18 protein-coding genes and 3 pseudogenes are annotated in these 21,967 nt (G+C 57.7%); 14 read left to right on the forward strand and 7 right to left on the reverse strand.

Going from position 1 to position 21,967, the window contains the following annotated elements; translation table 11 throughout:
* Nucleotides 1–7: 7 nt before the first annotated feature.
* Nucleotides 8–1,138, forward strand: coding sequence for a CaiB/BaiF CoA transferase family protein (locus tag FLO80_RS18850; protein WP_111368899.1), 1,131 nt, complete (start codon nt 8–10; stop codon nt 1,136–1,138).
* A complete protein-coding gene (locus tag FLO80_RS18855) occupies nt 1,098–1,748 on the forward strand; it encodes a MarR family winged helix-turn-helix transcriptional regulator (RefSeq protein WP_188078343.1) in 651 nt (216 codons plus the stop codon). The genes FLO80_RS18850 and FLO80_RS18855 overlap by 41 nt, the downstream gene beginning before the upstream one ends.
* A gap of 13 nt (nt 1,749–1,761) precedes the next feature.
* Here the strand turns inward: FLO80_RS18855 and FLO80_RS18860 are convergent, their stop codons facing one another.
* Complete coding sequence (locus FLO80_RS18860; RefSeq protein ID WP_188078344.1) at nt 1,762–3,288, reverse strand: AMP-binding protein; 1,527 nt, start codon at nt 3,286–3,288, stop codon at nt 1,762–1,764.
* Between the two features lie 10 nt (nt 3,289–3,298).
* Complete coding sequence (locus FLO80_RS18865; protein WP_188078345.1) at nt 3,299–4,078, reverse strand: enoyl-CoA hydratase-related protein; 780 nt, start codon at nt 4,076–4,078, stop codon at nt 3,299–3,301.
* A gap of 305 nt (nt 4,079–4,383) precedes the next feature.
* On the opposite strand from FLO80_RS18865, the gene FLO80_RS23255 reads away from it, so the two are divergent.
* Complete coding sequence (locus tag FLO80_RS23255; RefSeq protein WP_281287036.1) at nt 4,384–5,052, forward strand: type 2 periplasmic-binding domain-containing protein; 669 nt, start codon at nt 4,384–4,386, stop codon at nt 5,050–5,052.
* Here FLO80_RS23255 and FLO80_RS23480 read toward each other — a convergent pair.
* A pseudogene (locus FLO80_RS23480) lies at nt 5,037–5,297 on the reverse strand (winged helix-turn-helix transcriptional regulator); the annotation flags it as partial. The gene FLO80_RS23255 and the pseudogene FLO80_RS23480 sit on opposite strands and share 16 nt — an antisense overlap.
* Before the next feature lie 123 nt (nt 5,298–5,420).
* Between FLO80_RS23480 and FLO80_RS18880 the strand changes: the two are divergent.
* From FLO80_RS18880 to phoB, 10 genes and pseudogenes are all read left to right on the forward strand, one after another.
* A complete protein-coding gene (locus tag FLO80_RS18880; protein WP_111368884.1) occupies nt 5,421–6,332 on the forward strand; it encodes a PLP-dependent cysteine synthase family protein in 912 nt (303 codons plus the stop codon).
* Nucleotides 6,333–6,603: 271 nt separating this feature from the next.
* A pseudogene (locus tag FLO80_RS18885) lies at nt 6,604–7,483 on the forward strand (integrase core domain-containing protein).
* Nucleotides 7,484–7,733: 250 nt separating this feature from the next.
* Nucleotides 7,734–8,030 (forward strand): hypothetical protein, encoded by a 297-nt coding sequence (locus tag FLO80_RS18890; protein WP_188078346.1) that lies wholly within the window; start codon nt 7,734–7,736, stop codon nt 8,028–8,030.
* 148 nt (nt 8,031–8,178) lie between these two features.
* Nucleotides 8,179–8,643, forward strand: a complete 465-nt coding sequence (locus FLO80_RS18895) for an SRPBCC family protein (RefSeq protein WP_111368881.1) — start codon at nt 8,179–8,181, stop codon at nt 8,641–8,643.
* A 320-nt stretch (nt 8,644–8,963) separates the two neighbouring features.
* Nucleotides 8,964–10,001: a substrate-binding domain-containing protein gene (locus tag FLO80_RS18900; protein ID WP_111368879.1), complete on the forward strand. Its 1,038-nt coding sequence runs from the start codon at nt 8,964–8,966 to the stop codon at nt 9,999–10,001.
* Nucleotides 10,002–10,072: 71 nt separating this feature from the next.
* Nucleotides 10,073–11,449 carry a phosphate ABC transporter permease subunit PstC gene (gene pstC / locus FLO80_RS18905; protein WP_111368876.1) on the forward strand — a complete coding sequence of 459 codons (1,377 nt, stop codon included), beginning with the start codon at nt 10,073–10,075 and terminating at the stop codon, nt 11,447–11,449.
* 10 nt (nt 11,450–11,459) lie between these two features.
* The gene (pstA, locus tag FLO80_RS18910) at nt 11,460–12,761 is read left to right on the forward strand and encodes a phosphate ABC transporter permease PstA (protein ID WP_111368874.1); all 1,302 of its coding nucleotides are present in this window, start codon (nt 11,460–11,462) and stop codon (nt 12,759–12,761) included.
* A 62-nt stretch (nt 12,762–12,823) separates the two neighbouring features.
* Nucleotides 12,824–13,585, forward strand: a complete 762-nt coding sequence (pstB, locus tag FLO80_RS18915; protein WP_370331705.1) for a phosphate ABC transporter ATP-binding protein PstB — start codon at nt 12,824–12,826, stop codon at nt 13,583–13,585.
* 10 nt (nt 13,586–13,595) lie between these two features.
* The gene (phoU, locus tag FLO80_RS18920) at nt 13,596–14,312 is read left to right on the forward strand and encodes a phosphate signaling complex protein PhoU (protein ID WP_111368869.1); all 717 of its coding nucleotides are present in this window, start codon (nt 13,596–13,598) and stop codon (nt 14,310–14,312) included.
* Nucleotides 14,312–15,000, forward strand: a pseudogene (gene phoB, locus FLO80_RS18925) (phosphate regulon transcriptional regulator PhoB). The gene phoU and the pseudogene phoB overlap by 1 nt, the downstream one beginning before the upstream one ends.
* A 917-nt stretch (nt 15,001–15,917) precedes the next feature.
* Here the strand turns inward: phoB and FLO80_RS23530 are convergent.
* From FLO80_RS23530 to FLO80_RS18940, 3 genes are all read right to left on the reverse strand, one after another.
* Nucleotides 15,918–16,025 (reverse strand): hypothetical protein, encoded by a 108-nt coding sequence (locus FLO80_RS23530; RefSeq protein WP_111368867.1) that lies wholly within the window; start codon nt 16,023–16,025, stop codon nt 15,918–15,920.
* Nucleotides 16,019–16,675, reverse strand: coding sequence for a tyrosine-type recombinase/integrase (locus tag FLO80_RS18935; protein ID WP_111368864.1), 657 nt, complete (start codon nt 16,673–16,675; stop codon nt 16,019–16,021). Before FLO80_RS18935 ends, FLO80_RS23530 begins: the two co-directional genes overlap by 7 nt.
* A 199-nt stretch (nt 16,676–16,874) precedes the next feature.
* Entirely contained in the window at nt 16,875–17,258 is a 384-nt protein-coding gene (locus tag FLO80_RS18940; protein WP_111368861.1) for an Arm DNA-binding domain-containing protein, read from the reverse strand.
* Between the two features lie 492 nt (nt 17,259–17,750).
* Between FLO80_RS18940 and FLO80_RS18945 the strand changes: the two genes are divergently transcribed.
* Nucleotides 17,751–20,660 carry a UvrD-helicase domain-containing protein gene (locus tag FLO80_RS18945; RefSeq protein ID WP_111368858.1) on the forward strand — a complete coding sequence of 970 codons (2,910 nt, stop codon included), beginning with the start codon at nt 17,751–17,753 and terminating at the stop codon, nt 20,658–20,660.
* An 84-nt stretch (nt 20,661–20,744) separates the two neighbouring features.
* On the opposite strand, the gene FLO80_RS18950 is transcribed toward FLO80_RS18945, so the two are convergent.
* Complete coding sequence (locus tag FLO80_RS18950; RefSeq protein WP_111368855.1) at nt 20,745–21,704, reverse strand: IS481 family transposase; 960 nt, start codon at nt 21,702–21,704, stop codon at nt 20,745–20,747.
* Between the last annotated feature and the right edge of the window lie 263 nt (nt 21,705–21,967).

Consider the following 21,967-nt stretch of genomic DNA (forward strand, 5'->3'; position numbering starts at 1 on the left):
GCACCATTTGACAGCCCCATCCGAAGCACCCCTCGCCGGACTGCGGATCGTCGAGTTCGCGGGCATCGGACCCGGGCCATTTGCCGGGATGATGCTGGCCGACATGGGCGCCGAGATCATCCGGGTGGACCGGCCCGGCGCCCGGGTCGACCAGCCGGATCTCGACTTCCTTGCCCGTGGACGTAAGTCAGTCACACTCGACCTGAAATCTGCGGAAGGGATCGAGGCCGCTCTGCGGTTGATCGAAACCGCCGCCGGCTTGATCGAGGGCTTCCGCCCCGGCGTAATGGAGCGGCTGGGACTGGCCCCCGAGACCTGCCTCGCCCGCGCCCCGCGGCTTGTCTATGGCCGGATGACCGGTTGGGGTCAGACCGGTCCTTTGGCACAAGCGGCGGGGCATGATTTGAACTACATCGCGATCACAGGGGCGCTGTGGGCCAGCGGCCCTGCCGACCGGCCTCCGGCTTTCGCGATGAACCTGCTGGGTGACTTCGGGGGCGGTGGCATGTTCCTGGCCTTTGGCATGGTGACGGGCCTGCTCCGGGCCGCCCGCACCGGCGAGGGCGATATCATCGACGCCGCGATCTGCGACGGCACCGCCGCACTGATGGCAATGACGGCCTCGCGCAGGGCGCAAGGGCGCTGGACGGATGCACGCGAAAGCAACCTGCTGGATGGCGGTGTGCCCTGGTATGGGGTCTATGAATGCGCCGACGGTGAATGGATCACCATCGCCCCGGTCGAGCAGAAGTTCTGGATCTTGCTGCTGGATCTGTTGGGTATCCCCGAGAGGGAGGCCGGAGACCGGAGTGATCCCGCGACCTGGCCCGCCTTGCGCCAGAGGTTGACCCAAACATTTCTCGGCCAGCCCCAGTCTCACTGGACCGGCCTTCTGAACGGCACGGACGCCTGTTTCGCGCCGGTGCTCAGCCCGGCCGAAGTGGCGGGCTGTCCGCAGGTCGAAGCGCGGGGAATCCTTGGCGCAGCCGGCGCACCGCAGCCGGCACCACGCTTCGCCCGGGCCCAAACGCCCTTGCCCCCTCCGGGCAGGGCTCCCGGGGCGGATACGGATGAGGTGCTGGGAGATCTCGGTCTGGATGCCCGGACGCTGGCACGCGCCACCGGGCGGACGGGGTGAGATGCGGCGAAAGACAGGACAGGACGCGGATGATGCGGAAGGCGCTCACCTCCGGTATCGACGGTGTGGCCGACAATATGGCAAGACATCGTGCAACAGAACAGAAATTGGTGACAGCGACATGAGTGATCAGAAACAACAGGATCTCGAGCCGGGATTCATCTTTCAGCGGGTCGCGCGCCAGCGCCTGAGGCTTTCCGACAAGCGGCTTGCCCCGCATAACCTGACCTCGGCGCAGGTCTTCCTGCTGAACTGGTTGCTGCACAAGGACGGGATGACGCAGAAGGAACTGGCGGAAAGGCTTTCGATCGGCACCGTGGCCGTTAGCGGCATGGTTGACCGGCTGGAAGCGATGGGTCTGGTTTATCGTGGCGAGGATCCAAACGACCGGCGGGCCAAGAAGGTCTGGCTGAAGGATGCGGTTCGAACCAACAGAGAACTGCTGTCGGAAGTCGCGAAAGAGATCAACGACGTCTCGTTCAAGGGAATGTCCGCGGACGAGATCAAGACCCTGCTCGGCCTGATGGACAGGATGCGCCGCAATCTGTCCGAGGCCCTGGATGCCGACGACGTGAGCGAATGGATCAACCAGCAACCGATCCGGCGGTGAAGGGTCCGGCAGTTCAGATCGAGCGGTCCACACCTTCCCAATAGGGCGCGCGCAGGCGCCGCTTCTGAAGCTTGCCCGACGGATCCCGCGGCAAGGTACCTGTCCTGACATAGAGTTTTGGCAGCATGTATTTCGCGACCAGTTGTGACAGATGCGCGTCCAGATCCGCCTCGCTCGCCGGGTTCTCGGCCGTGGTCTCGTAAATCACCGCAACCTTTTCCCCCAGGTCGGGATCGGGGATGCCGAAGACGGCGCAATCGACCACCTTGTCATGCTGAAGCAGCGCGGACTCAACCTGCGCCGGATAGATGTTCACACCGCCCGAGATGATCATGTCCCGCTTGCGGTCATTGATGAAGACATACCCGTCCTCGTCGATATAGCCGATGTCGCCGGCGGTGATCATCCCGTCCTGCATCACCTCGTCCCGCGCGCCGGGGCGATTGAGATAGGTGAACTCGGGGTAGTCCAGCCGCACGCCGAAGATCTCTCCGGTGGTCCCGGGAGGGCAGGCCTGGCCCGCCTCGTCCAGGATGGCGAGCCTGGCATTCGGCAGGGCTCGCCCGACCGTGCCCGGCCGTCTCAGCGCGTCCTCGCTGGTGCAATGCGTGATCGCGCCGGTTTCGGTCGAGCCGTAGAATTCGTAGACGACCGGCCCCCATAGGTGGATCAACTGCCGCTTGACCTCGGGTGGGCAGGGTGCGCCTGCGGTCACGACGTGGCGCAGGGAGGACGTGTCGTATCGGTCCCGCACCTCTTGGGGCAATTGGAGGATTCGCCGCATCATCGTCGGGACGAGGAAGGTTGTGTCGATCCTCCATTCGTCGATGAGCGCCAGCGTGCGTTCCGCATCGAACCGGCTGGCAAGGACAAGAACACCGTCGGCCCGCAGGGTCATCTGGGCAAAGCGATTCGGCGCGGCATGATACAATGGGGCCGAGAGTAGCGTCCGTACCCTGGGCTTGAAAAAGCTGTCCGTCCCGTAGGGCGAAGGGCCCGAGGAGGGTCCGAGCCGTAGCACGCCCTTGGGATGGCCGGTTGTGCCCGAGGTGTATATGACCGGATAGGCGGCTCCGGTCTGGACCGGCGGCACAGCCGTCCCATCCCCGCACAGGTCGTCCCAGGTGGTCACCCCTTCCGGCGGCGTGGCGCGGTCGGGCGGGATGCCGAACGCCGATTGCATGTCGTCGGGCGTGGGAACCCAGACCAGGGTCTTGCCGGGCCCCAACCCCGCCAGAAAGTCATCGCCGAGCGCATGCAGGATATCGGCATGGGCAAGGATGATATCCGCCCCACAATCTTCCAGCACATAGGCGACTTCGGTGGCGGTGAAATGCCAGTTGATTGGCACTGGCACCCGTCCGGCCATGCGCGTCGCCTCGGCTGCCGCGACGAACTCCACGCCATTGCGCAACAGCAGCGCCACGCGTTCGCCCGACCGGCTGCGCATCATCATGCCGTGCGCCGCCCTTTCGGCCGTCTCGCGCAATTCGCTCAATGGGCACGAGTTGCCCCCGCTCGCCACAAGTCCTGTCGTCATGCCTGCAATCTTACCTGCCTTGGAAAACCGCTTTGCGTTTCTCGGAAAACGCCGTGACGCCTTCCTCGAAATCATGCGAAGCGAACGCTCTGGCCTGGCATTCCGCCTCAAGCGCCAGATAGCGCGGATCGGCGGCGGGTAGCATCGCGTTCACCAGCCGCTTGGTGTTGCCGTAGGAAATCGTCGGACCTTGCGCCAGGCGAGCGGCCAGCTTGCTGGTTTCCTCGCTCAGTTGCCCCGGCGTGGTCAAAAGGTGGGCAAGGCCCAGCCGCTCGGCCTCGTCCGCTTTCAGGCTTCCACCAAGCATGGCGAGTGTGCTGGCCCGCGCTGCGCCGATCTTGTGAACGAGTTGCGCAATCACGCCCGCATCCGGGCTGGCACCGATCCTCGCGAAGGCCAGCTGAAACTCAGCCCGGTCCGAGACGATCATGAAATCCGCCGCCAGAGCAAGGCCGACACCCGCGCCCGCTGCCGCCCCGTCCACGGCCGCGATCACCGGCACCGGGATTTCGCGCAAAAGCGCGACGATCTGGTTGATACCGGTCTTCATTGTGCCTTCGATCGTGGAGCGGCGCGACAGAATCACTGCCGGATCAAGATCGGCGCCCGAGCAGAAGCTGCCGCCCGACCCGGTGAGGACAAGGGCGCGATGGCGTAGCGTGTTGCGCTCCTCCACCAAGGCCATCAGCAACCTCTCGCGCATCGCCGGCGAAAGCGCGTTGCGTCTTTCCGCCCGGTTGAAAGTGAAGGTCAGCACACCGTCGGCACTGTTTTCCAAGAGATCGGGCATGGCAAGCCTTTGCGTCATTTCGCAGTTTATGATTATATACGTATAATTCACTTACGAACTAAATTCAACAGCCTTATCCATTTGAATAGGAGGTGATTCATCATGGGAATGCACGGATCAGGCTGCGAATAGGATTGCGACGCAGTCCGCCGAAACATCCCGCGACTGCCATCGGAAAGCCAGGGAAGTCGTCTCTGCGGCTGCAGAGAGTGAATAGGCCGGCAGGCCGACAGGCTCGGCACCGTGGCACCGGCAAATGGGGGCGCGCCTCTCATGTGACACAGAGGAATGGAGGAGATCAGATGATGACGTTTTCGAGAGGCCTGACCGCGATCGAGACGATCGCGGCGATTGGCTGGGCCGGGCTGGTCCAGGCCCAGACCGTTCTGTGCTATAACGAGGGCGGGCCCAACCGCGGGGCCCGCGTCGCCGCGCTCCAGTATTTCGCCGACAGGGTCGAAGAACTTTCCGGCGGAGACATGAAGATCGACATCATCTGGGGTGGCGCGCTTCTGAAATTCAAGGCAACCGCCGATGGTATCAAGAACGGCGTCGCGGATTTGGGAACTGTGCTGGCCGCCTATGCGCCGAACCAGATGAAGGCGCTGTCGATCGATGATCTGCCCATCGCCGAATCCTCGGATGCCTGGGTCGGGATGCGATCCATGTTCGAACTGATGACGACAAATGAACAGTTGCGGAAATCCCTTGCGCAGCAGAACGCCGTCTACATCACCAACTTCCATTCGACCGCGCTCCAGATCAACTGCCGCGATGGTGTGGAATTGAACAGTGTCGAGGACATCTCCGGCCTGAGCCCAATTCAGACAGGGTTTGAAACTCAGGTCGACGCTTTGGCGACCGTCTTACCCTGCGCCGGATCGTACAGTCCGCCACCCAAATGTGCGTGCCCCCAGCCCATGATCTGCAACAAGGTTGGCTCAAGTTCGCGCCCCCGGTCGGTGAGTGTGTAACGATAGCGGACCGGCCTGTCCTGATAGGCTTGCCTCTCGACCAAATCCCAATCCATCAGCCGCTTCAAGCGCTGTGATAGTAGGTTCGGCGGTAAGTGCTCCTCGCTGTTCTGCAATTCCTGAAAAGTATGCTTCCCGTGCCACATCAGGTCGCGCACTACCAGAAGGGTCCATTTGTCACCAAGAATTTCGAGGCTGCGTGCAATCGAGCAGCGGGATCGGAATTCATGCTTTGGCTTGGTCATCTCAGCCTCAGGGCTGGCATCGTTCGGTCCACTTTAACTCAATCACTTACAAAATGGAAGTTTGACTTAAATGATCACTTAATTTATGGAAGTGACTCACGGTGCACCGCAAAAGGCCCTATCATGATCGCCATTGGCAACACACCCCTCGTCAAGCTGTCCCGCCTGACCGGGTCGGATCACGCAGATATCTACGTGAAATGGGAAGGTGCCAACCCTACCGGTAGTATGAAAGACCGTATGGCCCTATCGATGATCGAGGGGGCCGAAAGGCGCGGAGAGCTGAAAGCCGGCGGACGTGTTGTCGAATACACCGGAGGCAGTACCGGAAGCTCGCTGGCGATGGTCTGCGCTACCCATGGATACAAAGCATATTTCGTGTCTTCGAACGGGTTTTCCGAGGAGAAGCTAAAGACTATGCGCGCTTTCGGGGCGGAGGTCGAGATTATCCATGCCGAGGGCGGTGTGCTGACCGCCGATGTGATCAACCGAATGATCGCCCGCGCCAGGGAGTTGGCTGGCAAACCGGGCACTTTCTGGCCGGATCAGGTGAATAACATGGATAACAAGTTGGGTTATCACGGCATGGCACAGGAAATCCTGAGCCAGTTGAACGGCCCCGTGGATGCCTTCGTCATGGCAGCGGGAGGAGGCGGGTGTATCTCCGGCAACGCCGAAGTGTTGAAAGAGCACAATCCCAACACCGAGATCGTCGCCGTGGAACCGTATTACGTGCGCAATGTCTCTGGCGGTGACACTAGCGGCACGCACAAGCTTGAAGGGATCGGCCTATCCTTTGTGCCTAAGATCTTGCGCGATGACCTTATCGATACGGTTATTCCGGTGAAGGATGAAGACGCGTATTGGGGCAACCGGTCACTCGCCCGCCAAGAAGGTATGCTTGGAGGTGTTACATCGGGTGCAAATATCTGGGCAGCCCTGCAGAAAGCCAAAGAACTGGGGCCGGGCAAGACGGTTGTGACCGTGATCATCGACACCGGCCTGCGCTACCTGAACGATGACTTGTACAGGTAACGGGACACAATCACTGGCCCGCCCCCGTTGATCCCTCGTTCATAGCAAGAGTCTGCAGCAATTGCCGGATGGCCGCTTCGTCTAAGATTTGTGACTGCTGTCAGCGTAAGCTACAGCGGCGACAAATCTGCCACCGAATTCAAGCTCAAGATTGACGGATCGTAGCAGTTGCAGCCCCCATTGCGACGAGAGCGCCCCCGCCCAATCTGGTTAGCTGTTCAGTCCCAGCGTGAGATGGTCTACTGATCTGTGACCATCAGAAGGACGCACTATGGGACAAATTCTTCACGGCAGCGCCACGACCACGCACGCGATCCGAGCAGCAATACAGCGATCGTGCGCTTTGTACGCGGCGCTGAGCCGGGAGTTGGGCATCATCGTCAAGACCGTCGCCAAGTGGCGCAAGCGTCGGACGGTTGAGGACGTGCGGATGGGGCCGAAGGAAGCGCATTCGACGATTCTCAGCGTCGAGGAGGAAGCCGTGATTGTCGCTTTCGGCGCCACACGCTGCTGCCGCTCGATGATTGTCTCTATGCCCCGCAACCGAGCATCCCACATCTGACGCGTTCTTCGCTGCATCGGTGCCTGCAGCGTCATAACATCAGCCGCCTGCCGGGCATGGAGGGCGACAAGCCGAAGAAGAAATTCGGGTGCTATCCCATCGGATATGTCCACATCGACATCGCCGAGTTGCGCACGGCCGAGGGCAAGCTTTACATGTTCGCGGCCATAGACCGAACCTCCAAGTTCGCCGTCGTGCGGCTGGGGAAAAAGGCCGGGCTGCCCAATTCCTGTGCAATCTCATCGCGGCGCTGCCCTACAGGATCCATACGATCCTCACCGACAACGATATCCAGTTCACAAACCGTAAACAGAATCGCTATGCTATGGAGCACATCTTCGACCTGGTCTGCTCGGAGCACGGGATCGAGCATCGCTTGATAAAGGTGAACCATCTCTGAATCAATGGCCAGGTTGAGCGAATGAACCGCACGATCAAGGACGCGACCGTCAAGCGCTACCATTATGAGGCACACGCTCAGCTCGAAACCCACGTCGGCGACTCCATCGCAGCCTACAATTATGCGCGTCGCCTCAAGACGCTGCAGGGCCTAACTCCATTCGAATTCATCTGCATAATCGGGACATGAGAGCCAGAACGATTCACTGTCGATCCAACCCATCACATGCTGGGACTGAACACCTTACGTGTCTTGGCCCTGATATAGCTTCCCCGTCGCCGCTCCCGTCCAGGACCGGCGACGAGATTGGATACAGCGCTCAACACCTTGTGGCAAGATCACGTCATCTAGCAGGCTGATCCTGCCTCTCTTCACCGTCTCGAACAGTTGACGGCGGCTCGTTTTGCGGGACCGCGAAGCATAAGCAAGAGAGAGTGACATGATATCTGAGACAACCATCCTTGGGATAGACGTATCTCGCGACTGGCTGGACGGGTTCTGCCTTCCTAGCCAAAAGCGGTTCCGGCAACCCGACACGGCGGATGGCCATAGTGCGTTGGTCGAGATGATCCAGCAGCTATCAGGCCCCGTTAATGTGGGATTTGAAGCTACGGGTGGCCATGAATGGGTGCTCTGGACGGAACTTGTCGATGCAGGGATTCTCGCTGTCCAGCTGTCTCCGGCACAAATCAAGGCGTTCGCGCTTGGTCGTGTCGCGGAGTTGGTGGAAATTTGAGGGCGGCGTAATCTCCGGGTGAACATGCAACCACCCAACCGGCGGCGCCAACCGCCAGGGAGATCACGTGGAAAAGGCAGGACAGGGCCTGATCAAAGAACCGACGGTAGACTGCTTAAGGTAAGCCGTCCAACGCAAGGACACCCCTGTGATCGAGATCGAACACCGGATCCGGATCGAGTGTGACCTCGAGACTGTTTGGAGGATACTGGCTGACATTCCGAGCTGGCCCGGCTGGACACCAACCGTTAGCGGGGCCTCGGTCTTGCCGGGCGACGGCCTGAAACGTTTCGTCCTGAAACAGTCCATGCAGCGCGCCGCGACCTGGACAGTGACCGATTGGCGCCAAGGAAACGGGTTCATTTGGGAGCGAGTGGATGGACGCTTGTGCTATCGGGCCGAGCACTCGCTTTTGTGCGAGGAGAAGAACGTCATCAGTATCGCAAGGCTTTGGGTGACGGGCGCCGGTGTTGTGACGCGGCTGCTGATGGCTCCGATCTTTAAGACGGTTGTTGCCGTCGAAAACCGGGCATTGAAGCAGCGTTGCGAAACAGCCGGCACGCTGGGAGGCGGTGTGCAAGAGCGGCCGTCAGAAGACAAAAACGATGTCTAGGCACTCTCAATTGCTGGTAAGGAGCATCGCACCTTCGTCAAGCCATGCATACACTTGGATGGGACGGTACGCGCTCCATAGCGGTCGTCTCGGACGGGAAACCCGCGTTGCCAATGGGAAGACACGATCAACAATCTCGAGACTTGGGACGGTGTTGAACTGAAGCGGGCAACGTAGCGCGTCGGCCCGGCTACTAAGGAACCGTTTTCACCAATCTTGTTACATGATCGTCATATAATTTTTGCATAGATATCACAGAATCTCTTTAGCCACGCCTCAGCGGCCGACTGCTCCGGCCCGAAATGAAATCAGGAGATACCATGTCTTTCACCAAGCTTTCCGTGTCGGCTCTGGCACTTGTTGCCGTGTCCGCCACCACCGCCGCCGCGCGTGACGAAATTCGCATCGTTGGTTCGTCAACCGTGTTTCCATACACTCAGGCAGTCGCCGAACAGTTCGCCAACAACACCGGCGCGCCTTCGCCAATCGTCGAGTCTACCGGAACCGGTGGCGGCATGAAGATTTTCTGCGGCGGAATCGGTGAACAGCACCCGGACATCACCGGTGCGTCGCGTGCCATGAAGGCCTCCGAGTACGAACTGTGCCTGGAAAACGGTGTCACGGAGATTTCCGAGGCGATGATCGGTTTTGACGGTCTGTCGCTGGCCGTCTCGCGCAACAACGATTTTGCCTGGGACCTGACGCTGGCCGAAATCTACCTCGCCCTGGGTGCCCAGGTTCCTGTCGATGGCGAATGGGCCGACAACCCCTACACCACCTGGGACCAGATCAACCCCGATTTCCCGGCCGTGGAGATCCTTGCCTACGGCCCCCCGCCGACCTCCGGCACCCGTGACGCATTCGTTGAACTGGCGATGCACGTCGGTTGCGAAGAGCTGGACTTCGTCAAAGAAGGCGGCTTCGGTGGTGACTGGGTCGAAGAGAATTGCTCGCGCATGCGCACCGACGGGCCCTTCGTCGAAGCCGGCGAGAACGACAACCTGATCGTTCAGCGCCTGGAAGCAGACGTAAACGCCATGGGCATCTTCGGCTACTCGTTCCTCTACGAGAATCTGGACAATCTGAAAGGCGTTATGATCAACGGCGTAGAACCCTCGACTGACACCATTGCCGACAAGTCCTACCCGGTGTCGCGTCCGCTGTTCTTCTATGTGAAGAATGCACACCGCGGCGTCATCCCGAATCTCAACGAGTTCATCGACGAGTACATGTCGGATGACGCGCTGGAGGCCGGTGGCTATCTGGCAGAGCGTGGCTTGGTCGCCTTGGCCGACGAACGTCGTGCTGCCCTTCAGGACGCGGTCCTGAACGGAAAGTCGATGGAAGCTCCGGAATAAGATCCGACCGTGGATCAAAGGCCCGGGGTGCAAGACTGCGTCCCGGGCGCTTCTTTTGAAAGAGCAGGCCGATGACAGCTGTTCCCTTTCTTTTTCTCATCCTCGCCGTGGTTGCCGGATATGTGATCAACCGTCGCGCAGCGCGTCTGATCCGAGACGGAGGCAGCAGGCTTCATTCGATGACGTCCTATCATGGCATGTTCTCTGCCCTGCTCATCCTTGTGCCGGTGCTGACATTTATCCTGCTTTGGATCGCGCTCCAAGGGCCTGTCGTTGATCGCATCACAATGGCCGGATTGCCTGAAGGCGTTCTGGACGGGCTCGACTCCGGCGGTGTTCAGCTTGTCCTGGCCGAGATCAAATCCGTTTCGCGAGGTCAGATTTTCGGAACACCGGAAGACTGGAAGATTGCAGCGGCGGGCCGCTACGTCATTCTCCACGACCGGGCGGACTGGTGGCTTTTTGCTGCGGTCACTATCCTGTCGCTTGCCTTGCTTGCTTTTGCACGGTCACGGGTTGCCGCCGATTTCCGCGCCCGCCAGGGCGTCGAGGGTATCGTCTCTGGGTTAATGATCTTTTGTTCGACCGTCGCGATTTTCACCACGATCGGTATCATTGCTTCACTCTCCTACGAAACATGGCGTTTCTTCGAACGCGTGCCCGTTGCCGAGTTCCTGTTCGGCCTGAACTGGGAACCGCAGATTCCGCTGCGCGAAGACCAGATCGCTGCCAAAGGCGCATTCGGGTGGTTGCCGGTCATCCTCGGTACGATTGTCATTACGGTTGTCGCCCTTGTCGTTGCAGTACCGGTTGGACTTTTCTCCGCAATCTACCTGAACGAGTTCGCCCCGAAACGTCTGCGGTCCATTGTCAAGCCGGTACTCGAAATTCTCGCGGGTGTTCCGACGGTCGTCTATGGGTTCTTTGCCATTCTTGTGGTCGCACCGGCCATTCGCAGCTTTGGACAATCCATCGGTCTGGACGTGGCACCCAACACTGCTCTCGCCGCAGGCGGGGTCATGGGCATCATGCTCATCCCCTTCATTTCTTCTTTCGCGGATGATGCACTGTCCGCCGTGCCGCAGGCGATGCGCGATGGCGCGCTTGGTCTCGGCTCTACGCGTGGGGAAATGATGACAACGGTGCTGTTTCCAGCAGCTCTTCCCGGGATCGTCGGCGGCGTCCTTCTAGCTGTCAGTCGGGCGATTGGCGAAACGATGATCGTTGTCATGGCGGCGGGTCTGATTGCAAAGATGACGATCAACCCATTGGACAGCGTCACGACCGTCACGGTTCAGATCGTGACCCTGCTGATCGGCGACACGTCCTTTGACAACCCCAAGACTTTGGCAGCCTTTGCTCTCGGCATGATGCTGTTCCTCGTCACCCTGATGATCAACATTCTCGCGTTGCGCATCGTGCGCAAGTATCGCGAAGCATACGATTGAGGCCAAGTACATGACGGATATCACAAACGCGCCTGCCGTCCCACGCAAGGCCACGTCAACGGAATTGGTCGCCGCGTCCCTCAAACGCCGCCGCCGCAAACAGATTCGCCTGCAATGGATCGGCCTGGGCGCGATCTCGATTGCCTTCCTGATGCTCTTCATCCTCGTGGCGTCGCTCGTATCGACCGGTTGGCAGGCATTCACGCAAACGCATGTGACGCTTGAAGTCTATGTTGATCCTGAGGAGGTTCCGGAAGATCGTCTGCCGCGCGGGGGGTTCCGGGACGTGCTGGGTGCCTCGATGGGTCAGATGCTGCCCGATGTCGACATGAGCGCCCGGGAAACCGCCCGTGCGGTTGAAGGGATCTTGTCGAACGGTGCGCAGTTTGAATTGCGGGATCGTGTCGTTGCGGACCCTTCCTTGATCGGCCAGACGTTCACGATGACAGTCCCGGTCTCCGATCCCTACGACCAGCTCAACAAGGGTCTGATCGAGAGGGAAACGGAAGAGGTCAACCGACGCGTCAAGGACAACGAAATCGCCTGGTTCGACACTCTGGCAGACAGCGGCGCCATATCGAAGCCGTTCAATTGGGGCCTGTTCACCAATGCGGACTCGCGGTTTCCGGAACTCGCCGGGCTTAAGGGCGCCCTTGTCGGTTCGTTCTGGGCGCTCCTGACCTGTTTCCTGATCTCGTTTCCGCTTGCTATCGGTGCCGCGATCTACCTTGAAGAGTTCGCGCCAAAGAACAAGCTGAGCGACTTTATCGAAGTGAACATCAACAATCTCGCCGCGGTGCCCTCGGTGGTGTTCGGTCTGCTCGCGTTGGCGGTGTTCATCGGCTGGTTCGGCATGCCACGCTCGGCACCCTTTGTTGGTGGTCTAACACTGGCGCTCATGACGATGCCAACGATCATCATCGCGACGCGAGCCGCCCTGAAGGCCGTGCCACCTTCGATCCGGGAGGCGGCGCTCGGGCTTGGTGCCTCGAAACAGCAGGTTGTGTTTCAGCACGTGCTTCCCCTAGCGATGCCCGGAATTCTGACCGGAACGATCATCGGGCTGGCGCAGGCTCTGGGTGAAACAGCCCCGCTGCTTCTGATCGGCATGAACGCCTTCATCACATCCGCTGCCAGCAGCCCTTTCGACAGCTCCACAGCCTTGCCGACCCAGATCTTCATCTGGGCCGACAGCCCGGAGCGTGGCTTTGTCTCGCGGACCTCGGCGGCGATCCTTGTCCTGCTTGGGTTTCTCGTGACGATGAATGCCATCGCCATCTACTTTCGGCAGAAATTCGAACGCAAATGGTAAGCGTCCCGAAACAGAGGACATTTGAAATGAACAACATGAGAAAGATCGAACGGGACGTAAAAATGACCGACACGAAAATCACGGCACGCAGCGTCAACGTTCACTACGGCGACACACACGCAATCAAGGACGTGGATGTCAACATCGCGGACAAAACGGTTACCGCCTTTATCGGCCCGTCCGGATGCGGCAAGTCGACCTTCCTGCGTTGCCTCAACCGGATGAACGACACGATCGATATTTGCCGGGTGACCGGTGAAATCAAGATTGATGACAAGGACATCAACCACAAATCGGTCGATCCGGTCCAGTTGCGTGCCCAGGTCGGAATGGTGTTCCAGAAGCCGAACCCCTTCCCCAAGTCGATCTACGACAATATCGCCTATGGCCCGCGCATTCATGGCCTCTCGAAATCGAAGTCCGAACTGGATGAGATTGTCGAGAGAGCCCTCCGCCGCGGCGCGATCTGGGACGAGGTCAAGGACCGCCTGGACCAACCCGGCACCGGGCTTTCGGGCGGGCAGCAGCAGCGGCTTTGCATCGCCCGGGCAGTTGCCACCGAACCCGAGGTTCTGCTCATGGACGAGCCTTGTTCGGCCCTCGACCCAATCGCCACGGCCCAGGTCGAGGAGTTGATTGACGAACTGCGTCAGGATTACTCCGTCGTGATCGTGACCCATTCGATGCAGCAGGCGGCGCGTGTTAGCCAGAAGACCGCTTTCTTTCACCTCGGTAACCTTGTCGAGTTCAATGACACAGGTGAGATCTTCACCAATCCAAGCGATCCGCGCACGGAAAGCTATATCACCGGCCGGATCGGGTAAGGACAAGACCATGAACGAAAAACATATTGTGTCTTCATTCGACCGCGACCTGGAGAGTATTCAGGCGACAGTCATGAAGATGGGCGGCCTTGTCGAAAAGGCCCTGATGGATGCGGTCCGGGCTCTCAAAACCCACGATGTCGAACTGGCAGAGGCGGTGCGCAAAGGCGACAAAGTCGTTGATGAACTCGACCTGACAGTCAAGACCGACACCGCGCAACTTCTGGCGCTGCGCTCCCCGACTGCGAGCGATCTGCGGACGGTCTTGTCCGTGATGGAGATTGCATCTCACCTCGAGCGTTGCGGCGATTACGCAAAGAACATGGCCAAGCGGACGATTGCCATGGCAGAGAGTGGTGAAATCAACGGATCGCTCGCCGCGCTTGGCCGCATGTCCACGTTCGTCGAGGCGATGGTCAAGGATGCGCTGGATGCCTACATCCAACGAGACACGGAAAAGGCGGCAGAGATCATCGAACGGGATCTTGAGGCCGATCAGATCTACAACACGCTGTTCCGGTCGCTTCTGACACACATGATGGAAGATCACCGAAACATTACCGTTGGGATGCATTTGCATTTCATTGCCAAGAACATCGAGCGGGTTGGCGACCACGCCACAGGAATTGCCGAACAAACCATCTATCTCGCGACGGGCGAATTTCCTGAAGATGATCGCCCCAAGTTGGATCGAACCGCACTCGAGTATCAGAAGAGTGAGGAATGATGCAGAAGATGCAACCTTCCATCCTCGTGGTCGAGGATGAACCGGCACAACGAGAAGTCTTGGCCTATAATCTGGCAAACGAGGGCTTTCGCGTTATCAAGGCCGGGATGGAAACGAAGCACTGCTTCTGATCGACGAAGAGAAACCGGACGTGATCGTGCTGGATTGGGTGCTACCAGGCACGTCGGGGATCGAGATTTGCCTCCAGGTCAAAGTTCGACCAGCGTTTCGTTTGACACCTGTAATCATGCTCTCTGCCCGGTCGGAAGAGGTCGACAAGGTACGTGGCCTTGAAACTGGAGCCGACGATTATGTCGTAAAGCCGTACTCTGTCGTTGAACTTCTCGCTCGCGTAAAAGCCCAACTGCGCAGGTTGCGCCCCGCCGCGGTGGGCCAGGGACTTTTGTTTGACGATATTCTCCTTGATGCGGAGACGTACAAGGTGTTTCGAGACCAGCAAGAGCTAAAGCTTGGGCCGACTGAATTTCGTCTGTTGACAACATTCATGGAAAAGCCGGGACGAGTTTGGTCGCGTGAACAGCTACTTGATCGCGTTTGGGGAAGGGATATCTACGTCGATACAAGGACGGTAGACGTTTACATTGGTCGTTTGAGAAAAGTCTTAAGTCGCCATGGAGGTGGCGATCCGATCCGCACCGTGCGTGGCGCCGGATATGCTCTGGGATGACCCAAACCTCAAGCCCAATGAGTTTACCGCTGACAGGCGCGGCTTGGCTGTGGCAATTACAATGCCCGGCGAAAACTATCAGAGATTAGTGCACGGTTTGGACCTCGCAGGTCTTTATCTGGCTGCGGTTGACAATGTTGAAACATGCTTGGCGCTTGTCAAAACAGAAAGACCTGACGCAGTTTTTTTGAATACCGCCTCGCAGCGGCAGAACCAGACTTTTGCGAAAGAATTTCACAGGCACGCGCAACAGAAACCTTGCCCATTATGCCGATTATGCCCGAGCATGGGAACCGTGACTTCCCACTCGCACTCACGGCTTGTAGTAGCGCCATCGAGGTTTTTTTTAAAACCAAAGCACTTCTACGACGGGAGCGGCTCATTGCCTTGCGAAGCAGGCGGAGAATTGGTCAGTACGTCCTGGATGAATCCGAGTTTCGAATGTCGTTCAAAGGGAAAAGTGCTAGCCTTAGTAAAACCGATTTATGCATCCTGGGCCCCTTTTTCGACGTAAAAGAAGCGACCCTCGATCGGCGGTCATTGAGATGTCTGGCCTTTGCCGAGAGCGGCTGGAAACGTGGGAGTCGCTCAATCGACGCACAAGTCAGCAGGGTGCGCAGAAATGTGAAGGCTCAAATTGGCATCGACCCTCTACGCTCCATCCGAGGCATTGGGTATGCATTAGCTACTGTGTCTATTCGCCGAGCTGAATCTGCCAAGGCTTGCCGGTTTTGATGATCGCGTTTGCGATCGTGACCCGCCTTCCCGCGGTTGCGATAATGACCAGCTTGTGCGGCTTTCCGCGCTCTTTGAGACGCTTTGCGACTGGCTTGAGAACTGGATTGTGGCAGGCGGCAGCGAGTGCGGTTTGGAACGGCACATGTCGGAGAGGCCGTCGTCCACCCGTGATCGTTCCCCTACCCACATCGCCCCCCTGTCGTGGGGGGGGCTGGCGCCAGGCCGGTGATGGCAGCGGCTTCGCCTGATGTCATTCGGCCGAGTTCAGGCAATTCAGCGATCAGCATCGCCGCAGGTGCGGGCCCAATTCCGGGGATTGAACGCAGGAGGTTCGTCCTTGCGGCAAGTGGCTTTGTCTGTGCAATAACGTTTTCGATCCTTCGTTCGATGACAGAGATCTGGGCGTTGAGCACGTCGTGTAGGCCCGACGAATGACGTTGCTATCCTGATGGGCCAATACGGCTTCGATCACATCCGGGTCATATCCGCGATTGTTCAGGATCGTACTCGCTGTCACCCGAAATCCGTGCGCTGTAACCTCGTCTTTGGAATAGCCCATCCGGCGCAGCGAGACATTGAAGGCGTTCTCGGATAACGGCTTCTTCCGCGTCCGGATCGAGGGAAACATCGGCTCACCGCCTTCGGACAAAGGCCAGATATCTTCAATGAGCGCCACGGCCTGCCGCGAGAGGGGCACACTGTGCGAGTGGCGCATTTTCATGCGGTGTGCGGGAATATTCCAGGTGGCCTTCTTAAGATCGAATTCCTGCCGTGTTGCGCCACGCACCTCGCCGGGACACACGCAAGTCAGGATGAGAAATTGCAGCGCCGCCTTGATTGTCGGCCAGCCATCATAATCATCAATAGCGTTGAGCAGAACGCCAAAGCCCCGTTCGTCGGTGATTGCGGCCCGCCCGATGGTCTTTGGCGCTTGCAAGGCGCCATGCAGGGCAATTGTTGGGTCTTCGGTGGCACGCTAGGTTACGATGGCGTGCTTGAACACGCTGCTGATGGTGCCACGCAACCGGCGGGCTGTCTCGCGGCGGCCGCTTTTTCGATCCGCTGTAAAAGATCAAGGATTTCTGCGGCCGTGAGGTCTTTGATTGGCCTGTTATCAAAGGGCGAGGCCAAGTCCTTCAACAACCAGGTTGGCTTGGCCAGTGTGCTTTTGGCTGCACCGCGATCTTGCATGCGGTCGAGTACTCGTCGGCGATCAAGCCAAAGGTCTGCCGGGCCTCGGTTTCGGCCGCCAGCTTGTCGAGCTTCTTTTTGACACCGGGGTCGGTTCCATCCAGGAGCAGCCGTTTGGCTTCATCACGCTTTTCGCGGGCCTTGGCGATGGTGACCAGGGGGTATGGGCCGAACGAAAGAAGCTTCTCCTTACCCCCAAACCGATACTTGAACCGCCACAGCTTTGAGCCACCAGGCTGAATCAACACATGCAAGCCGCCGCCATCGGCCAGCTTATAGGCCTTTTCGCGGGGCTTTGCCTTGCGTAATGCGAACTCTGAAAGCGCCATTGGGGGTATCACCTAAGCGGTTTTTGTCGATACCCCCAAATATTACCCCACTTTCTGGCGAAACAAGGGTTTGCCATGCACAACTATGTTCATCGACCCTTTATCAAGTCACTGAAAAACAGTGATTTTTGGGTCTCTGTGTTCATCTATGTGAGGAGGTCTTGGTGCCTGGGGGCGGAATCGAATCACCGACACGAGGATTTTCAATTTTCCTAGATTTCCATTCAAACTCTCGCAACTTGCTTCGAGCCGACGCAAAAAGTCTTTAGCTTCAATACTGTGTGGCCTTCAATCAATCGCAGGGCAAACCAACTCATTTCAGCCAAGCCCACCACTCTCGGCACCCATTGCGCACCCAGCGGCCACGCTTACCGGTCATCATGCTCCAGAAAGCTTGTATGTAGCTTCCTCATTTCGGGTTTTAGGCGAGCGAAATGGTCGATATCCTAGACCCTAGTTCGCCTGTCCCATCGATTTGAAAGTTCCCGAATATTGAACCGCTTACAACAAAAGCCACTGGTAGGGTTTTTCCTCAACCCCTTTGGAAAACATGCCAAGTACATAGAGTACGATGGTAACGAGATTGTCATACAGGCCAAGCCTTTGGTCTCCGGCACGCTGAGAGCGCTTGCTTCCGCTCCAACAGTTGAGAGTGGGTTTTGGGGTGCTTCGCTGACGCTCAGATTGGATGACCAACCTGTTCACTTGCTCAAAGGCGCTCGGGCTAAAGACGCGATCAACTTCTCGAACACCATTCGTTCGGACTGGGAAGCGACCAACCGAGCCGATTTCGATCAAAGCCGCGCAGCTATTGATGCATTGGTTCTGGAAATTGGAGAGCTTGCGAACCCAGTGATCTATCCGGCGGCGTGTGTGGTTGCTCTAATACTGGAACGCGCTCGTGGTCTAGATCAACGTCTTCTTTCGAAGCTACCACAGGAAGCGCTGGAGGATGCCCATCGGGATCAAATCAAGAAAATTCAGTCATTTATACAAGGCGCCCGGCAGATAAGGCAGCAAGCAGTTTCAGCTTTCGAGGAACGTCAGCTGGTCGAGTGGGCCGAGTTCTTCGAAACCTTCGAAAGCAACCCACTGACGCTAGAACAACGGCAATCAATCGTTTCTGATGAAGATGCAACTTTGGTCTTGGCTGGCGCTGGTTCGGGAAAGACCAGCGTCATTACTGCCAAAGCAGGCTACTTATTGAAGTCTGGCTCTCGGAAACCAGAAGAAGTGCTGCTTCTGGCGTTTGCCAAAGATGCAGCCAAAGAGATGAGCGAACGGATTGAGGCCAAGTGTGGGGAGCCTTTGGAAGCCCGTACGTTCCACTCGCTAGCCTATGACATCATAGGCACCGTTGAAGGAAGCAAGCCAGCATTGGCCGCTCATGCCACTGATGACAAGGCGTACCTTGCCTTGATCCGAGACATCCTGAGGGCCTTGGTCCGAACGGCATCCGAAGTGTCGAAATCTATTGTGGGCTGGTTCTCCTACACCCGTCTTGAAGAAAAAAGCGAGTGGGATTTCAAGAAGAAGCATAGCTATTATACCTACATTGAAAAACTCGATCTTCGTACCCTTCAAGGCGAACAGGTCAAAAGCTTTGAAGAGTTAATGATTGCCAACTGGCTGTACGAAAACGGTATCGAGTATGAGTACGAGCCCGACTACGAGCACAAGGTTTCTGAAGGTGGCTTCCGTGACTACCGCCCAGATTTTCGCTTAACAAAAAGTGGCATCTACATTGAGCACTTTGGTGTTCGACGTACGAAATCGGCAGACGGAACCTATCGTCTGTCAACTGCGCCATTCGTAGACCGCGAAGAATATCTCGCTGGCATGGACTGGAAGCGTGGTGTCCACGCCGAACACGAAACGACTTTGATCGAGACGTTCAGTTATGAGCGAAAAGATGGTTTGCTGCTGGAAGCGCTCGCTGAAAAAGTTTCGCCCTACGAAGCCATCAATCCACGGTCCCCAGAAACACTCTTTGATAGGGTGGTCGAGCTAAACCAAGCCGACGGCTTTGTTCAACTTCTCGGAACTTTCTTGAAGCACTACAAAGGAGGTGGATACCAACTCAGCGAATGCGCCGAGAAAGGGCGGGCCCTAAAACTCGGCAAACGCGCCAAGGCATTTCTGTCCATTTTTGAGCCAGTTTATCTGGAGTACCAAAAACAGCTAAACGGACGGATCGACTTTGAAGATATGATCCTTCGTGCAACCAAGTATGCCGAGACAGGAGAGTATGTCAGCCCTTTCAAACACATCTTGGTGGATGAGTTTCAAGACATATCGCGCAGCCGGGGGTGCTTGGTCAAAGCGCTAAAGGCTCAGCACAAAGATGCACGCGTTTTCGCAGTTGGTGATGACTGGCAGTCGATCTACCGATTTGCCGGTTCTGACATCAACCTCATGCGCAATTTCGGCGACGAGTTTGGGGGCGTATTTGATGGGCAATCTGGTGTTCACCGCACTGTTGATCTGGGAAGGACTTTCCGCTCAGTCGACCAGATTGCACATGCTGCAAAAAGATTTGTGCTTCAAAACCCGGCCCAATTGAACAAGACAGTGATACCCGCTGGCAAGGCCGATGTTCCTGCATTGAAAGTTGTCTCGACGATCAGGGCCGATGAGAAAAGCAAGCTGGAGCAAGTGCTGCACTCACTGCAACGCACGGCCCAACCAAATCAGCCAGCATCGGTTTTGTTGCTCGGCCGTTATAGACACTTAGCCCCCTCCAACCTCTCACAACTGCGCCGTAAGTTCTCTGATTTGGATATTTCGTTTCGCACGATCCATGCATCCAAAGGGCTTGAGGCCGATCACGTGGTGATCCTGAACATGTTTCGTGGCCGTACAGGCTTTCCGTCAGAAATTGTTGACGACCCACTCCTAAGCCTTGTCTCGCCGGAGGTAGAGCCATTTGAAAATGCTGAAGAACGCCGGGTAATGTACGTCGCGCTTACGCGTGCCCGCAAATCCGTGACACTTATGGGTTCAGCGTCAAAACAATCGGCTTTCGTGACCGAGTTGTTGGAAGATCCTGAGTACGGGACCACAGGCGCTGAAGGCCAAGTCGAATTCAACCATACATGCGGAGAATGTGGTGGGCATCTGGTTCCTGTCCCGACGAAAGATGGCCGGACATGGTACAGGTGCAAACATGCCATCCTCTGCGGACATTCTTTGAATGCTTGTGCTTCGTGCGGCGTTGGTCTGCCGGTTCGGAAGAAAAGCACTGGTTTGAGCAAGTGTTCTTGCGGCGCCGAATACCCGAGCTGTCCCAGTTGTGAAGATGGGTGGCTGGTCGAAAGAAGGGGGCGATATGGGCCGTTTCTTGGGTGTGTCAGCTACCCACACTGTAAAGGTAAAGCGAAGATTGCGAAGTCGAAAGGATGATGGAAGCGTGCCGTCTGACCTGAGTCCCGAGTTTCCTCCACCGATTCTGCCACGGCGTTTTGATTTCGAAATCTTCGCCCCGCGTTAGGTGTTCAGTCCCGGCATCTGGTGGATCGGATCGACGATGAAACGATCTGGCGCTGAAGTCCAGATTTTGCAGATGTATTCGTAGGGCGTGAGACCGCTGAGGGTCTTGAGCTTGCGAGCGAAGTTGTAGGCGGCCATGAAGTTGGCGAGGTGGCCACGAAGCTGATCGTGGTTGTCGTAGTGGAAGCGTTTGATGGTCGCGTCTTTGATCGTGCGGTTCATTCGCTCGACCTGGCCGTTGGTCCACGGATGGTTGGGCTTGGTCAGGCGATGCTCGATCCCGTGGGCCTCGCAGATCATGTCGAAGCGCATCTGCCGGGAATAGATGGTGTTGCGGTTCCGGGGCTGATCGGCGAACTGGATCCCGTTATCGGTCAAGATCGTGTGGATCCGGTAAGGGACCATCTCCAACAGGTGTTCTAGGAACTCCCACGCCGTCCGCCTATCGGCTTTCTCGACCAGTTGGGTGACCGCGAACTTGCTGGTCCGGTCGATGGCAACGAAAAGATAGAGCTTGCCCTCCGCGGTTTGCACCTCTGCGATGTCCATGTGGAAAAAGCCGATAGGGTAGTGCTTGAAGCGCTGACGCTTGGGTTTATCCCCTTCAACATCTGGCAGCCGCGAGATGCCGTGCCTCTGAAGGCAGCGGTGTAGTGCTGACCGGGTTAGGTGCGGGATCGAGGGCTGCAAGGCGTAAAGACAATCATCCAGCGGCAGGAGCGTGTGCCGACGGAAAGCCATCACCATTGCCTCCTCAGCCTCGCTGAGAACTGTAGAGCGCGGCTCCTTCGGACCGGTCTTGCGATCCTCGACCGTTTCGCGCTTGCGCCACTTCGCGACCGTCTTCGGGTTGATGCCGAGTTCCCGGCTCAACGCCGCGGTCGAAGCTTGCGATCGCTGTATTGCAGCTCGGATAGCGTGCGTGGTCGTGGCGCTGCCGTGACGAACTTGTCCCATAGTGCTTCCTTCCATTCCGACGAATGGATCGCACCATCAAACCGTGGGATTAAACACCTAAGCGCTAGGCTGCTTTTTCCCCAACCCGATTGTCCTTTTACCCCGAACAACCTAGAGTGTGAACAGGCGTGCAAAATTGACCCCGTAGCGGGGTAATCGGCGTCCAAAAGTGACCCCCCTGATATTTCTGTTTTGATGCTTCCTCAGATGCATGAGGGAGCGAGTTGGGGATGTTGGTTGTGGAGACGATTGCGAAGATCAGG

The sequence above is a fragment of the Aquicoccus porphyridii genome, from assembly GCF_008369105.1.
GTDB lineage: Bacteria > Pseudomonadota > Alphaproteobacteria > Rhodobacterales > Rhodobacteraceae > Aquicoccus > Aquicoccus porphyridii.

Coding starts and splice junctions, on each gene's coding strand:
- FLO80_RS18950 (WP_111368855.1), bottom strand. CDS start 21,704: ATGGGACAAGTTCGTCACGGCAGCGCCACGACCACGCACGCTATCCGA.
- FLO80_RS18880 (WP_111368884.1), top strand. CDS start 5,421: ATGATCGCCATTGGCAACACACCCCTCGTCAAGCTGTCCCGCCTGACC.
- phoU (WP_111368869.1), top strand. CDS start 13,596: ATGAACGAAAAACATATTGTGTCTTCATTCGACCGCGACCTGGAGAGT.
- FLO80_RS18890 (WP_188078346.1), top strand. CDS start 7,734: ATGATATCTGAGACAACCATCCTTGGGATAGACGTATCTCGCGACTGG.
- FLO80_RS18940 (WP_111368861.1), bottom strand. CDS start 17,258: ATGGCGCTTTCAGAGTTCGCATTACGCAAGGCAAAGCCCCGCGAAAAG.
- pstB (WP_370331705.1), top strand. CDS start 12,824: ATGACCGACACGAAAATCACGGCACGCAGCGTCAACGTTCACTACGGC.
- FLO80_RS18855 (WP_188078343.1), top strand. CDS start 1,098: ATGCCCGGACGCTGGCACGCGCCACCGGGCGGACGGGGTGAGATGCGG.
- pstA (WP_111368874.1), top strand. CDS start 11,460: ATGACGGATATCACAAACGCGCCTGCCGTCCCACGCAAGGCCACGTCA.
- pstC (WP_111368876.1), top strand. CDS start 10,073: ATGACAGCTGTTCCCTTTCTTTTTCTCATCCTCGCCGTGGTTGCCGGA.
- FLO80_RS18860 (WP_188078344.1), bottom strand. CDS start 3,288: ATGACGACAGGACTTGTGGCGAGCGGGGGCAACTCGTGCCCATTGAGC.
- FLO80_RS23255 (WP_281287036.1), top strand. CDS start 4,384: ATGACGTTTTCGAGAGGCCTGACCGCGATCGAGACGATCGCGGCGATT.
- FLO80_RS18900 (WP_111368879.1), top strand. CDS start 8,964: ATGTCTTTCACCAAGCTTTCCGTGTCGGCTCTGGCACTTGTTGCCGTG.
- FLO80_RS18865 (WP_188078345.1), bottom strand. CDS start 4,078: ATGCCCGATCTCTTGGAAAACAGTGCCGACGGTGTGCTGACCTTCACT.
- FLO80_RS23530 (WP_111368867.1), bottom strand. CDS start 16,025: ATGCTGATCGCTGAATTGCCTGAACTCGGCCGAATGACATCAGGCGAA.